Annotated in this window: 16 protein-coding genes; 2 read left to right on the forward strand and 14 right to left on the reverse strand. The window is 53.7% G+C overall.

The window, feature by feature from the left end; all coding sequences use genetic code 11:
* Window positions 1–11 precede the first annotated feature (11 nt).
* From dprA to sucC, 3 genes are all read right to left on the reverse strand, one after another.
* Window positions 12–1,127 (reverse strand): DNA-processing protein DprA, encoded by a 1,116-nt coding sequence (dprA, locus tag AC0YNU_RS09125; RefSeq protein ID WP_475755451.1) that lies wholly within the window; start codon window positions 1,125–1,127, stop codon window positions 12–14.
* A gap of 167 nt (window positions 1,128–1,294) precedes the next feature.
* Window positions 1,295–2,224 (reverse strand): succinate--CoA ligase subunit alpha, encoded by a 930-nt coding sequence (gene sucD, locus AC0YNU_RS09130; RefSeq protein WP_475755453.1) that lies wholly within the window; start codon window positions 2,222–2,224, stop codon window positions 1,295–1,297.
* Between the two features lie 57 nt (window positions 2,225–2,281).
* Window positions 2,282–3,442 carry an ADP-forming succinate--CoA ligase subunit beta gene (gene sucC, locus AC0YNU_RS09135; protein ID WP_475755455.1) on the reverse strand — a complete coding sequence of 387 codons (1,161 nt, stop codon included), beginning with the start codon at window positions 3,440–3,442 and terminating at the stop codon, window positions 2,282–2,284.
* Window positions 3,443–3,730: 288 nt separating this feature from the next.
* Here sucC and AC0YNU_RS09140 point away from each other — a divergent pair, with 288 nt between their 5' ends.
* Entirely contained in the window at window positions 3,731–4,198 is a 468-nt protein-coding gene (locus AC0YNU_RS09140; protein WP_475755457.1) for a DinB family protein, read from the forward strand.
* A 120-nt stretch (window positions 4,199–4,318) separates the two neighbouring features.
* Window positions 4,319–5,881: a YifB family Mg chelatase-like AAA ATPase gene (locus AC0YNU_RS09145; RefSeq protein ID WP_475755459.1), complete on the forward strand. Its 1,563-nt coding sequence runs from the start codon at window positions 4,319–4,321 to the stop codon at window positions 5,879–5,881.
* Between the two features lie 148 nt (window positions 5,882–6,029).
* Here the strand turns inward: AC0YNU_RS09145 and AC0YNU_RS09150 are convergent, their stop codons facing one another.
* The 11 genes from AC0YNU_RS09150 to rpsP all read right to left on the reverse strand — a co-directional run bounded on the left by AC0YNU_RS09150 (window position 6,030) and on the right by rpsP (window position 13,928).
* Complete coding sequence (locus AC0YNU_RS09150) at window positions 6,030–6,443, reverse strand: YraN family protein (RefSeq protein WP_475755462.1); 414 nt, start codon at window positions 6,441–6,443, stop codon at window positions 6,030–6,032.
* Entirely contained in the window at window positions 6,440–6,760 is a 321-nt protein-coding gene (locus AC0YNU_RS09155) for an EscU/YscU/HrcU family type III secretion system export apparatus switch protein (RefSeq protein ID WP_475755464.1), read from the reverse strand. The genes AC0YNU_RS09150 and AC0YNU_RS09155 overlap by 4 nt, the downstream gene beginning before the upstream one ends.
* On the reverse strand, window positions 6,757–8,769 hold the full coding sequence (gene fliK / locus AC0YNU_RS09160; RefSeq protein WP_475755466.1) for a flagellar hook-length control protein FliK: 2,013 nt from the start codon (window positions 8,767–8,769) through the stop codon (window positions 6,757–6,759). The genes AC0YNU_RS09155 and fliK overlap by 4 nt, the downstream gene beginning before the upstream one ends.
* Before the next feature lie 195 nt (window positions 8,770–8,964).
* Window positions 8,965–9,579, reverse strand: coding sequence for a ribonuclease HII (locus AC0YNU_RS09165; protein ID WP_475755468.1), 615 nt, complete (start codon window positions 9,577–9,579; stop codon window positions 8,965–8,967).
* Between the two features lie 169 nt (window positions 9,580–9,748).
* Window positions 9,749–10,609: a ribosome biogenesis GTPase YlqF gene (ylqF, locus tag AC0YNU_RS09170; protein ID WP_475755470.1), complete on the reverse strand. Its 861-nt coding sequence runs from the start codon at window positions 10,607–10,609 to the stop codon at window positions 9,749–9,751.
* Window positions 10,610–10,622: 13 nt separating this feature from the next.
* Window positions 10,623–11,321 carry a signal peptidase I gene (lepB, locus tag AC0YNU_RS09175; RefSeq protein ID WP_475755472.1) on the reverse strand — a complete coding sequence of 233 codons (699 nt, stop codon included), beginning with the start codon at window positions 11,319–11,321 and terminating at the stop codon, window positions 10,623–10,625.
* Window positions 11,322–11,438: 117 nt separating this feature from the next.
* A complete protein-coding gene (gene rplS, locus AC0YNU_RS09180; protein WP_090637675.1) occupies window positions 11,439–11,780 on the reverse strand; it encodes a 50S ribosomal protein L19 in 342 nt (113 codons plus the stop codon).
* 160 nt (window positions 11,781–11,940) lie between these two features.
* Window positions 11,941–12,693 (reverse strand): tRNA (guanosine(37)-N1)-methyltransferase TrmD, encoded by a 753-nt coding sequence (gene trmD / locus AC0YNU_RS09185; protein WP_475755474.1) that lies wholly within the window; start codon window positions 12,691–12,693, stop codon window positions 11,941–11,943.
* A 3-nt stretch (window positions 12,694–12,696) separates the two neighbouring features.
* The gene (gene rimM, locus AC0YNU_RS09190) at window positions 12,697–13,215 is read right to left on the reverse strand and encodes a ribosome maturation factor RimM (RefSeq protein WP_475755476.1); all 519 of its coding nucleotides are present in this window, start codon (window positions 13,213–13,215) and stop codon (window positions 12,697–12,699) included.
* Window positions 13,216–13,397: 182 nt separating this feature from the next.
* Window positions 13,398–13,628: a KH domain-containing protein gene (locus tag AC0YNU_RS09195; protein WP_090637681.1), complete on the reverse strand. Its 231-nt coding sequence runs from the start codon at window positions 13,626–13,628 to the stop codon at window positions 13,398–13,400.
* Between the two features lie 27 nt (window positions 13,629–13,655).
* On the reverse strand, window positions 13,656–13,928 hold the full coding sequence (rpsP, locus tag AC0YNU_RS09200) for a 30S ribosomal protein S16 (protein WP_126016297.1): 273 nt from the start codon (window positions 13,926–13,928) through the stop codon (window positions 13,656–13,658).
* Window positions 13,929–13,933: the final 5 nt, after the last annotated feature.

The following is a 13,933-nucleotide window of genomic DNA, read 5'->3' on the forward strand; positions in this document are numbered from 1 at the left end:
ACTGCTTTTTGTTACAATACACTATATATGGAACCGGGATGTTGTTCAATCTTCCGTTTTATAGTTAAATTTATCAGAACTGAATGCAAAAGTCCAAACGGAAAGGATGTAAGCTCATGTAATTCGTCCGTTGTACGTGCTTCATCCTGCAAAAGACGGTAAATGATTGCTTCTTGTTCAGTAAGCGAGATATCGGTCCCGCTTGCTGAACTCGATCGCTCTGGACCGGTTGAATTGAGGAAATCAAACCGTCCTTCGTACTCTTCAAGTATATCCCCGCATGTGCCGACAAGCTTGGCTCCCTGTCGGATGAGCCCGTTCGTTCCTGCGCTCTTCGGTGAAGAAACGGGCCCAGGTACCGCAAATACGTCGCGAGACATTTCCAACGCCTGATCGGCCGTAATCAGTGAGCCGCTACGTTCAGCAGCTTCTACCACAACCGTGCCTAATGAAAGACCGGCAATGATGCGGTTTCGAAGCGGAAACAGGCCGGGATGGAAAGGCGTTCCAGGCGGAACCTCGGACAGAATCAGTCCCTGAATGGCTATCCTGTCATAAAGAAAGCGATTCTCTGCGGGATATACGCGTTCTACCGGCGTCCCCAGGACAGCAATCGTACTTCCATGTCCGTTCAACGCTCCTTCATGCGCCATCGCGTCTACACCCCTTGCAAGCCCGCTAACGACGGTAATACCCCTCTCCGACAGCTGCCGACCGAGCAATGAAGCTGTCTTCCTTCCATAAGAAGTCGGATTTCTCGTGCCGACGATCGCTATCGAATGTCTATGCAAGAGATCCAGACGACCGATCGCATAGAGTACCCAAGGCGGCTGAGGCGATTGTCTCAGCAAATCCGGATAAGCTTCATCGAAGTAGGTAATGATCGTCACGCCCTTCAACGAGGCAGCTTGCTGCCTCACTAAAGGATCTATCGTGGAAAACGCATTCGCTAATGCTCTTGCCTGCTCGGGTTTCAATCCAACCGAAGATACCCAAGCTTCCGGGGTGTACCGTTCAAACGCAGTCCATTGACCGCATTCGACGGCCTTTCGAATCGACTGCCAGCCAATTCCCAGCGTTTCGTGCAGCGTAATAAGCGCATCATTTCTCTTCTTCGGCTCCATCATCATTTAGTCCCCTTTTGACAAGGACCCGCATCCTATTGTGCTTGAGCAGCACACAGAATGCAAGTCATTTTAAATTTGAGATAAAAAAAAGCAACCTTCCCACCCCCGAGAAGGGAGTTGGAAAGGTTGCTTACCTTTAATACTAACTTATGCGATTACGTTAATGCTTAGTGCGTTTTGCATTTTTCCAGCATGCCGCGTTCTTCAAGAACGCTGACGAGCGTGGAACCCATTTCAGAAGGCGTAGGCGATACGCGGATGCCGCATTTTTCGAGCGTTGCGATTTTCTCGGCTGCAGTACCTTTGCCGCCGGAAATGATCGCGCCGGCATGGCCCATCCGTTTACCTGGAGGAGCAGTTGCGCCGCCGATAAAGCCGACAACCGGCTTCGTCATGTTCGCTTTTACCCACTCGGCCGCTTCTTCTTCCGCGGAGCCGCCGATTTCGCCGATCATGATGACGGCGTAGGTATCCGGATCATCATTGAACATGCTCAGAATATCGATGAACTCCGAACCTTTGACAGGGTCGCCGCCGATACCAACCGCGGAAGATTGTCCAATGCCGCGAGTCGTCAACTGATGAACGGCTTCGTAAGTCAGCGTTCCGCTACGGGAAACGACGCCAACATGGCCCTTCGTATGAATGTATCCCGGCATAATGCCGATTTTACATTCGCCCGGCGTAATAACGCCTGGACAGTTCGGACCGATCAGGCGCGTTTTGCGGCCTTCCATGTACCGTTTAACTTTAATCATGTCGATGACAGGAATACCTTCCGTAATGCAGATAACCAGGTCGAGCTCTGCGTCGACAGCCTCCATGATGGAGTCTGCTGCGAATGCAGGAGGCACGTAGATAACGGATGCAGTAGCGCCGGTTTTGGCGACTGCGTCGACTACCGTATTAAAGACCGGCAGCGATACGACAGATCCGTTTTCTAGCGTAATATCGACATTAGTTCCGCCTTTACCCGGCGTAACGCCGCCAACCATTTGGGTACCGTATTCCAGGGCGCCCTTCGCATGAAACAACCCTGTGGCACCTGTGATGCCCTGGGTAATGACTTTAGTGTTCTTGCCTACCAAAATGCTCATCGAAACTCACATCCCCTAAATAAATTCGTATGCCGCCATATTGCGACAACATTTGACTTACTTTACAAGCGCGACGATTTTTTGTGCACCGTCGGCCATGGAGTCAGCAGCAACGATGTTCAGTCCGGATTCGTTCAACATTTTCTTACCGAGTTCTACGTTGGTGCCTTCCAAGCGAACGACGAGCGGACGGTCCAAACCGAGCTCTTTCGCCGCCGAAATAACGCCGTCTGCGATAATATCGCATTTCATGATTCCGCCAAAAATGTTAACGAAGATGCCCTTAACCTTCTCGTCGGAGAGAATGATTTTGAACGCTTCCGTTACTTTCTCTTTCGTAGCGCCGCCCCCTACGTCCAGGAAGTTGGCAGGGTCGCCGCCGTAGTATTTGATAATATCCATAGTCGCCATAGCCAGACCTGCGCCGTTAACCATGCAGCCGATGTTGCCATCCAGCGCGATGTAGCTCAAATCAAATTTGGACGCTTGAATTTCCTTCTCGTCTTCTTCTTCCAAGTCGCGCAGCTCAAGGATATCCTTGTGGCGGTACAGCGCATTGGAATCAAAATTCAGCTTGGCGTCAAGAGCCATGACGCTGCCGTCGCCGGTAACGACAAGCGGATTGATTTCCGCAATGGAACAGTCTTTATCAACAAACGCCGCATACAGCGAAAGCATGAATTTAGCCGCTTTGTTTACGAGTTCGTTCGGAATGTTGATCGCATAAGCCAGTTTCTTCGCCTGGAACGCTTGAAGGCCCACGGACGGATCAATGACTTCCTTGAAGATCTTCTCCGGCGAATGTTCAGCAACCTCTTCGATCTCCGTTCCGCCTTCTTCGGAAGCCATCATAACGATGCGTCCCGTAACGCGGTCAACGACAAGACCGATGTAATATTCTTTCTTAATGTCGCAGCCCTGCTCGACGAGCAGACGTTTAACTTCTTTGCCTTCCGGGCCCGTTTGGTGAGTGACGAGCACTTTGCCTAGGATTTGGCTGGCGTATTCGCGCACCTCATCCAAGTTTTTGGCGACTTTGACGCCGCCGGCTTTACCGCGGCCGCCCGCATGAATTTGCGCTTTGACAACGACGACTGGCGTACCCAGCGATTTTGCCGCTTCTACAGCTTCGTCAACGGAGAATGCCACTTTGCCTTCCGGTACGGCTACCCCATATTGCTTCAGCACTTGTTTACCCTGATACTCATGGATATTCATTTACGAAAACCCTCCTATCCGCAGTTAAATCCTACGTATGTACACAAAACCAATAAGTATTGTAACATGATTCGTCATGGCTTTCCTAATTTTTTAAGTTGAAAAGCCACTTTTTTTGATATCAGTTTCATCTCATATCGATATGAAAGCAGTCTTATTTCATTCAAGTTGGAGATGTATTGATACGGAGACTAGTATTTCCAAGACTTCTACAAAATATTGACAACGAACACTTGTTCGCTTTAAACTAAATATAACACGTTATCACAAAGGAGGCAACTTCAGGAAATGGAACAATTTTCGCAGTTGATGCAATCATTTCGAGCTCTAGTTCCCTTCGTAGAATCGCTTCGTTCCATGTCAGATGGGCAATGGCACAGTCCCTTGCAGCCTGGAAAATGGTCCACTTGTGCTGTAATCGGCCATATCATGCTTTGGGATCGTCATTTTATGGAGGTGGCTATTCAGCCAATAGCTTCCGGCACGCCGTTAACGCTGCGGCATTCCGATTTCGACCAGTTCAATCAACAGGCCGCCGCCTTTGCGGTCACGATTAGTCGAGATCAACTCATCGATGCCTCCATCACGCAGCGTCAACGATTGATCGAATTGATAACTTCCTTATCTGCTGTACAAGTGGATGGTTTATATATGGACGGCGACGGCAATCCGTTTGCGATTCACGGCTATCTCGAAGACTTTATTGGACATGACCGCCATCATATGACGCAAATCGAGCATTCTGCATCCCGGTAGCCTGCCCTTCGGTTGACAGCTCTTTCATCCCTGCACTATGATGTGAGGGGAATTAATAGGATAAGTAATGGATCTGTGAGGAAGCACCTTCAGCCTAACAAGGCGGAGGTGTTTTTTGTTATGTATACTCAAATTTGCAGCGGAAGCGTCTATGGAGTAGAAGGGCGAATGATCGCCGTAGAGGTCGACATTTCGAGCGGTCTCCCTCAGGTCAACGTAGTCGGTTTGCCGGATCCAGCTGTCCGGGAATCCGTAGAACGCGTCAGAGCCGCAGTCAAAAATTGCGGTTTTACGTTTCCGATGGAGCGGATTACCGTCAATTTGGCGCCGGCGGATCTGAGAAAGGAAGGTACAGCCTTCGATCTGGCGATAGCCGCAGGGATACTGGCTGCAAGCAGGCAGCTGCGAAGCGCATTGTTTCAAGATTTTCTCGTGCTCGGAGAACTTGCCTTAAACGGTGAATTAAGAGCTGTTCCCGGCGTGCTGGCCATGGTCGAGCAAGCCAAGCTAAGAGGCATGACGAAAGTGTTGCTGCCTCTCGGCAATGCAGCCGAAGCAGCGTGTATTGAAGGCATGGAACTATTCGGCGTCTCGCACCTTCGCGATCTCGGACACCCCAAGGCAGCCGAGCAATCCTGGGAATCGCTGCGTTATACCGCAAGATCCGAGTTAGCAGTCTACTCCGTGTCGCATGCTGACAGGAGCAGCTTTGATGTACAGGGAGATTACGGAGACGTTTTGGGTCAGCATCATGCGAAACGGGCTCTATTGATTGCAGCCGCTGGCAACCACAACGTGCTGTTGACCGGTCCTCCGGGAACAGGAAAAACAATGTTAGCCAAGCGCCTTCCCGGCATCATGCCTCCTCTTCGGGAAGAAGAGGCGCTGCAGGTTACGAAAATTTACAGCGCGGCCGGCAAGCTGCCAGGCGGTATTCCCTCCTTGATGCAGGAAAGGCAGTTTCGAAGCCCTCATCATACCATTTCCTCGGCAGGCTTAATCGGAGGCGGTTCTATACCTCGACCCGGAGAGGTCACGCTTGCGCATAGAGGCGTTCTATTCCTAGATGAACTACCGGAATTCTCGAGAGCAGCGCTCGAGGTGCTCCGGCAGCCGCTGGAAGATAAAGAAGTGACCATCGCGCGTTCGCGCGCCGTGTTCCGCTTTCCGGCCTCATTTCTTCTTGCGGCGTCCATGAACCCTTGCCCGTGCGGGTATTACGGTCATGACTCCGATGAGCAGCGCTGCGTATGTTCTGAAATTCAAATCGCAAGGTATCGGGCCAAAATATCAGGGCCGCTGCTCGACCGCATCGATATGCATATCGAGGTACCGCGACCGCTTTCTTCCGAGGGATTGACGAGCGGAATGACGACGGAGGAGATGCGAAAATTGGTCCTAAAGGCAGCAAATCGCCGGCTAGAACGTAACGTCGGCAGCCGAACTCTAAACGAACTAGCCGGCGCATCGCTGCGCAGGGCAATCGCGATGACCAAAGAAGCCGAGAGCATGCTGCGGATTGCTTTCGATTCGTTAGGCGTCAGCCTGCGCGCGCATGATCGCATCTTAAAGCTCGCCAGGACGATAGCCGATCTCGAGAACCAGGAATGCGTCGATAGTCCGCACATCGCCGAAGCGATCGGCTACAGAAGCCTGGATCGCAAGCTGGCATCCTTGTCATAGCCCGGCTCGTCGGGGCGAGCAGAATCAACAGATATAAGCACAGTTAAACACTAGCCTCAAGAAGACAAAGAGGACACAAATAAGAGCTGCGACGTCACCGCAAGGCGGGAACCGCAGCTCTTATTTGGCCCACATGCGTCAACGCCGCTCAAAAGGCTGATTCCACATGCCGGCGCTCAACGACTTCAAACATATTCGTCTCTAGGCTGACTTGCTTAACCGTAATGGCAATGACATCGAACCGAATACGCGAACCGTGCAGCTTGTTCATGGAGAGATAGACTTCCGCAATCGAACGCACTTGAAGCTGCTTCTTGTAATCGACGGATTCGACTGCTGAACCGAATCTGCCACCGGCCCTGCGTGTGCGCACTTCAACAACGACAATGACAGAATCATGTTTAGCGACAATATCCAGTTCCCCTGATCGGCATCGCCAATTCCGGTCCAAAATGACATAGCCAAGACCGAGAAGATACTCAGCAGCCTCCGATTCACCGTATATCCCGATTGAACGTCTGGCGTCCGGCTTGCCGGACGTCTTATTTGTGTTCAAGTTCAATGCGTGTTTCCTCCCGCCCGTTGATCGGATCGATAAACGAAGGAAAGAATCTCCGCTACGAGCGTATACAATTCCGGCGGAATTTCCTGATCCACGTCCAGCTTCGACAACACTTCGACAAGCGAAGAATCCTGCTGCACCGGCACACCGCTTTCGGCCGCCTTCTCCATAATAGCTTCAGCCAGCTTGCCTTTGCCTTTCGCAACGATAACCGGAGCCGTATTTTCCCCAGGCTCGTATTTAAGCGCGACCGCTTTCTTGGAGGGCTCGTACGTTTCCGTCTTCGCCTGCTGCCTGCGGTTTTTCGAGGCACTCATATCCGCAGATCCACTCCTCTGTACTTCTGCTCGGACCATTCCTGTCCTTCTGCCGTACCTGCTAGCCCATCGCTCCCGTTCAACCTTTCGACGATGCGCTCAGGCATTGCTTCAACGCGCAGCGTTAGCAGTTGATAGCCGGCATTGGTCATCGCGCTGTGCAGCTCGCTTCTCGCGGATTCGACGAGCTCCGCTGTCGCTGGATGGTCGTTCCACACCTGAAGATTGACGATCTTATTGACAACCTGCACATCGACCACTGTATCTCCGAGCGTCTTCATTCGCAAATCGAAGACCAATCGACAGTTCTCCCCATCCAATTCACCTTTGCGGCCTCGTCTCGTCTGAATATGGACGGACGCCGTCTGACTGCCGTCTTGCCCTTTCATCGGGACGAACATCGTCACATGCGAGAACATCGCGCCGTTCTTCTCGGGCGACATCAGCAATTGCTGACCGGTAATATGCGCAACAAGTTGCTGAGCCGTATCCCGGAGCTGCTGGGGAGCGTCGTCGCTTGCCGCGATGGCCATCAACGCGCTTTTCAGCGTCTCCGCAGAAGGAAACTTTGCCCCATCGTCAGTCAGGGGAGTTTGATTTTGAATGGCTGCCGCCAACGCTGCAGCTTGCTGTGAATTTCGATCAAACTGGGCAGCTCCCGTACGTGCTTGTCCTCCCATGAGTGATGCCTGATCAGAAGCGGCATTCGAATCAGTCGTAAGTTTTATGGATTGCGCACCGGCTGAAGCTGATTGAGGCGGCTCTTGGATCGTCGACGTTGCCAGTAAACGCTCATGGTCGACACCCATCCATTTCATCAATTGACCTACCCAGCTCCCGCCGGCATTAGGCTGTGGCAACGCTCGTGCAATTGGCGCACCTGGAATCTGTCCATTGCCGGACGAGGATGCTTGTAATACACGAGGACCGGTCTCCGTAGATGGCGCTGCCTGTTCCTGCATCGTCGCTGCGGGTTGTGCAAGACGAAGATTGCCTCCAGCAAGGCTGATTGTCGAGCGCGAGGGTTCCGCGCTTGTTGATCCTGTCGCTTGCCGTGCTCCTCCCGCTGCTTCCGTTCGGGAATCAGCCGCCTGCGATGCGCCCCCTGCTCCGTTGACAAGCGGCCTCACCGTCGCATTATCGGTGACGGCCGTCTGCGCCGCGCCTGCGGCTTGCGGCGCGGCATTCGCTTGCGGCATGCCTGCCGCCGCTCGCGGACCGGCGCTGGCCGCGCCTCCCGGCACCGGCTGCGCCGCGGTGCCGCCAGCGCCTGCGGCGCCAACGGGCGGCTGATCCCCGCCGCCCGCCCGCATGAGCGCTGCGCCTTCGGCAAGCAGCGCCTGCAGCTTCGCTGCGGCCGCTTGCGCCGTCCCAGACGGCGCCGCGGCTCCGCCCGCGCCCTGACCCGCGGGCGAGCCGCTCCAAGCGGCAAGACCCGCCTCCAGCGCATCCAAGAGCGCATGCGCCGGCGGACCGGCAAGAACCTGCTGAAGCGCGCCGATCGTCGCGCCAGTCATCGGCAGCCCGCGCCGCACCGCCAGCGCGGCAGCCCGCATCCAAGACTCCGCATCGCCGCCTTCGGGCATGGCGGCAAGCGCGGCTTTGAATTGACTCGCCAGCTCGCGAGTCAACTCCGTACCGCCGGCGCGCAAGTCGCGGACCAGATTGGCGGAAGCCTGCGTATCCGGCAAGCCCAGCGCTTTGATCCATTCCTTCACGCTTGCTTCAGGAACGCCCGCCGACTTCGGATCGGCCTGCTTCAATACGAGCGCGCCGTCAGCCGATTCAGGCTGGACCTGCAGCACGGCTGCCTGACCCGGCGTAAGCGGCGTCTCCAGCTTCGCCCGTACAGGAGTGCCGTTGATTTGCACGATGCCCTCGTCATCGCCCGTCATCTTCACCAAAACGCCGCGAACCGTCTGGCCGACCTTAAGCTCCAGCGCCTTGCCGTCGCCTGCCTGAGCATCGCCGACAAGGCCTTTCATCAATTGTCCGATCGACATCGACATGTGTCGCACTTCCTTCCACTCAAACGAACCTATACCCATACTATCGGTTCCGCTGCGCCGCGCCTGAACCCCTGACTCCGGCCAGTTCGTTCAAACCCGTTCTCTCCCGGTTGCCCATCCTGCTCTTTCGCGCTGCTCGTTCAATTCCGTTTCACAGAAGTTCTGACCGTTCTGCTATGCGCCATCCCTTGCGAACTAAAACAACACCTGCTGCTCAGCAAACAACTTCCCGAGGAAACTTTGACGGTGCATCGGACTCGGGCCGTGTTCCAGCAGCTTCTCGCGATGCAGCTTCGTCGCATACCCTTTATGAATCGCAATGCCGTATGCAGGATAAAGCTTGTCCCATTCGTCGCAGCATAGCCGGTCGCGCGTAACCTTGGCGAGAATGGAAGCCGCCGCAATGGACTGACTTCTCGCATCGCCTTTGATAATAGCCAGCTGAGGAAGATCGATATCCACCTTCTCCGCGTCCACGAGCAAATACGCCGGCTGGGTGCCAAGCATCTCCACCGCCTGCTTCATGGCCAGTCTGGCGGCTTGTTTGATATTGATCTCATCCACGATCGCCGCATCGACGCGGGAGACAGCCCAAGCCTCCGCGCATTCTACGATTTGCCAATACAGCTCTTCCCGCTTCTTCTCCGACAGCTTCTTGGAGTCGTTGATGCCGTCCAGAATCAGGCCTTCGGGCAAAATAACGGCAGCCGCAACCACATCGCCGAACAAACAGCCGCGGCCGACCTCGTCGATCCCGGCCAAATTGCGATATCCTTGCTCCCATAAAGGTTTCTCGAACTCTTCCAACATCGGAACTTTCCCCGCTTTTCTTCTTTTATTTCACGCCTGCAACAGCGATATGTACCGTAATCCCAACCACTCTATTATCGCAATTCTTTCGAATTCTGTCATGCTTCCGTTAAGGACAAAAAAAACGACCGCCTGACAAACAGGCAGCCGTTCCTCGTATCTTCCAACCTTACGGCGACTCAAGCGTAATGCGCCCCAAGTTGCCCGCACGCAGCTCGCGCAAAATAATGCCGGAAGCTTTCTCCAAATCCACGCGACCGCCGCTGATGAGGCAGCCCCGCTTGCGTCCGATGTCTTCCATCACGCGCACCAGCTCGTTATTGTCTTCCGGATCGCGCGGCGGCTCGGTCAAACCGAATCGCTCCGCGAGCTCGTCCCAATAATGGACCGCCAGTTCCTTGATGGCAAAGTACGCGACATCTTCGACGTTCAGCACCTGTTCTCGAATGGCGCCGGTCATCGCCAGCTTAAAGCCGACCAGTTGATCCTCGAACTTCGGCCATAAAATCCCCGGCGTATCGAGCAGCTCCATCTCCGTTCCGACCTTAATCCACTGCTGGCCCTTCGTAACGCCGGGACGATCTCCGGTCGCTGCGATATTGCGGCCTGCCAGCCGATTGATCAACGTCGATTTGCCGACGTTCGGAATGCCTACGATCAATCCGCGCACGGGGCGCGGATTCATGCCTTTGGCGATTTGCCTGGCGATCTTGTCGTGGAGCAGCTCTCTTACCTTCACCGGAATTTCGCTCACCCGGTTGCCGGTCGACGCGTCGATGGCCAGGCTCGGAATGCCCATGTCGGCAAAATAAGCCCGCCATTTCTCCGTCGTGCGCGCATCCGCCAAATCCGCTTTATTCAGCAGAATCAGCCTCGGCTTGCCTTTCAGTATTTCGTCCACCATCGGGTTTCGACTCGAAAGCGGGACGCGGGCATCCAGGAGCTCGATCGCGATATCGATCAGCTTCAGCTTCTCCTGAATTTCCCTTCTCGCCCGCGTCATATGGCCGGGAAACCATTGAATCGTCATGCTGTCATTCACCTCATCCGTGTTTCACGAAAGACATTTTGCTCATTGGCCAGAAAATGATATCCGCCCGTCCGACGATTTCCTTGTCATCGACGAAGCCGATCATCCGGCTGTCCTTGCTATTCGGGCGGTTGTCGCCGAAAGCAAGCACATGACCTTCGGGAACGACATCCGTATCGAAGTTCGCATTCGGGAAGTTTCGTTCCGCCCCGCCGTTGTTATTGAAAATCTCGCCTTTCGCCTTCGCAGCCGCAATCGATTCCTTGAGATACGGCTCTTCGTAAAGCTTGCCGTTGACGTACAGATTATCGTCCTGGTATTTGATGGTGTCGCCAGGTAAGCCGATGACGCGCTTGATGAAGTCTTTGCCTTCGTCAGGCACGTGGAATACGATGACTTCGCCGCGCTTCGGCTTGCGGATCTCGTAGATCGCCTTATCGACGATCAGACGCTCGCCTGTATAGAAATTCGGCTCCATAGAAGGCCCATCCACGATAAACGGCGCGAACAGGAAGTATCGGATCACCAGAACGAGTATCGCGGCAATCGCAAGCGCCTTGACCCATTCGAACACTTCTTTCTGCGCGCGTTTGGCAGGTGGATTGCTTGGCGATTCAGGAGCGTCCGTTCCGTCCGCGTCCACCGGATGTTCCGCTGGCTTTATTTCGTCCTGCTCCGTTAGTTGTTCGTCATTGCGATGCTGTTGATCCATGATTCCACCCTCTTCTATGCAGAAATGATGCTCGGATTCACCGATTCGACCCCTGAAAATCTATGTATAGAAAAGCGAAAAGGGACTTGTTTGCGCAAGTCCCCCTCTTGTCGAACATTAACGAATTTCTTTAATTCTCGCAGCTTTACCGCGAAGATTGCGAAGATAGTACAGTTTCGCGCGACGGACTTTACCGCGGCGTGCAACTTCGATCTTTTCAATTTTCGGCGAGTTCACTGGGAACGTTCTTTCGACGCCAACGCCGTACGAAATTTTACGTACCGTAAAAGTAGCACTGATACCGCCGCCGCGACGTTTGATAACGACGCCTTCGAACAGCTGGATCCGTTCACGGGATCCCTCGATAACTTTTACGTGTACCTTAAGCGTATCGCCTGGGCGGAAGCTTGGAAGGTCAGTACGAAGATTTTCTTGCGCAATAGTTTGCAAAAGATTCATTTAGTTTCAACTCCTTCCACCATAGACGTTCTTATAAGCTGCCGGAATCACAAGAGAAACCGGGTCTTTGCTTTATAGCGGACCGTCCGAGTTAACAAAGCAACATCAGCAATTCTAACATAATCCCGCCTAGAATACAACAACGGAATCGTACAAACCGTTATTGCCGCTCGGCTTGTTCGCGAATCCGTATTTGCTCGGCCAGCCACAGCCGCTCTTTCTTAGTCAATTCAACATGCTCGAGCAGCTCGGGACGGCGTTCCAACGTTCGCAGAATCGACTGCTGGCGTCTCCAGACCTCCACATTCGCATGATGGCCGGACAAGAGCACTTCGGGCACTTCCCAGCCGCGGAAGACGGGCGGCCGCGTATAATGGGGATGCTCCAGCATGCCGGTGCTGAACGAATCCGTCACTGCGGACGTTTCATTGCCGAGCACGCCCGGCAGCAGACGCACGATGCTGTCGATCATCACCATGGCAGGCAGCTCGCCGCCCGTGAGCACGTAATCGCCAAGCGAGATTTCGTCCGTTACAAGATGCTGGCGAATGCGCTCGTCATAGCCCTCATAGTGACCGCATACGAAGATCAAATGAGAGTTTGCCGACAATTCCTCCGCCTTCTTCTGCGTATAGGGCTCGCCTTGCGGACAAAGCAGTATGACCCGCGGCTGCGTTCCGCCTTCGGGCATCAGATCCTCCACGGCCGCGAACAGCGGTTCCGGCTTCAGAACCATGCCGCCGCCGCCGCCGTAAGGATAGTCATCAACTGTGTTATGTTTATTATTCGCGTAATCTCGGAAGTTAATCGCATTCAAGTCAACAATGCCCTTGTCCCGTGCCTTGCCAAGAATGCTGGCGCCGAAGACGCCATGGAACATTTCCGGAAACAGCGTCAATACATCGATGCGCATGGGCTAGATCAGCCCTTCCATCAGATGAACCTTGACCGTTTTGTTCGGAATGTCCACGTCGAGCACGACTTCGTCGATGACCGGAATGAGCAGCTGCTTGCCTTTCGGCTGTTGAATGACCCACACATCATTGGCGCCAGGCACGAGGATCTCCGTAATGACGCCTAGCTCCGCGCCTTCATCGGACACGACTTTGCAGCCGATGATTTGATGGTGGTAGTACTCGCCGTCTTCCAGGTCGACCAGATCTTCTCTGGACACCTTCAGCGACCAGCCCTTGTACTTCTCCACCTCGTTGATGTTATCGAAGCCTTTCAGCTTCAAGATAAACATCCCTTTATGTTCTCGCGCGCTCAGCACTTCGACTTCCAACTGCTGCCCGTTCTCTTCGTTCAAGAGCGTCAGCACGGATTTCGGCGCAAACCGTTCCTCGGGAAAATCGGTTTGCGAGAAGACCTTTACTTCGCCGCGAATGCCATGCGTATTAACAAGCTTGCCTACAGATAGCCATTGTTGATCCATGCGTGGTCTCCTGCCTTTATCGTATTTGCTAAGAAGAAACGGTCCAAACCGTCCTTGTCGGCGTCTGTACAAGCTTCTTCCCGCACAAATAGAAGCAAAGTATGAAGGAAACTTATACCTTCTTATTTTTCATCGAAAAAGAGCTAGGATATTCATCCTAGCCCTTTCCAATGTACGATCGTCTACGAAATGATGTCGACCATGACTCGCTTCTGCGATTTGACGGCAGCCGATGCGACCACCGTTCGAAGCGCTTTTGCGATCCGTCCCTGTTTACCGATCACCTTGCCGACATCGTCGGGATTGACTGACAGCAGATAGACGGTGCCGCGGTCGTCTTCTTTCACGTCGACGCGCACATCCTCCGGGTTATCCACTAAAGCCTTCGCTATGACAAGAATCAAATCTTTCATCACAATAGGCCCCCCGCACCGAGCAGTTTATTTTTGAAGTTTCGACTCGTGAAGCTTCGTCATTACGCCTGCTTTGGAAAGCAGGTTGCGGACTGTGTCGGAAGCTTGCGCTCCGTTTTGAAGCCATTTAAGAGCTTTTTCTTCATCGATGTTCACTTGTGCTGGTTGAGCAACCGGATTATAAGTACCGATTTCTTCAATGAAGCGACCGTCACGCGGGGAACGGGAATCGGAAACTACCACACGGTAGAAAGGCGCTTTATGCGCACCGATACGTTTCAAACGAATACGTACTGCCATGAGAA

The sequence above is a fragment of the Paenibacillus sp. J31P316 genome (assembly GCF_056269105.1).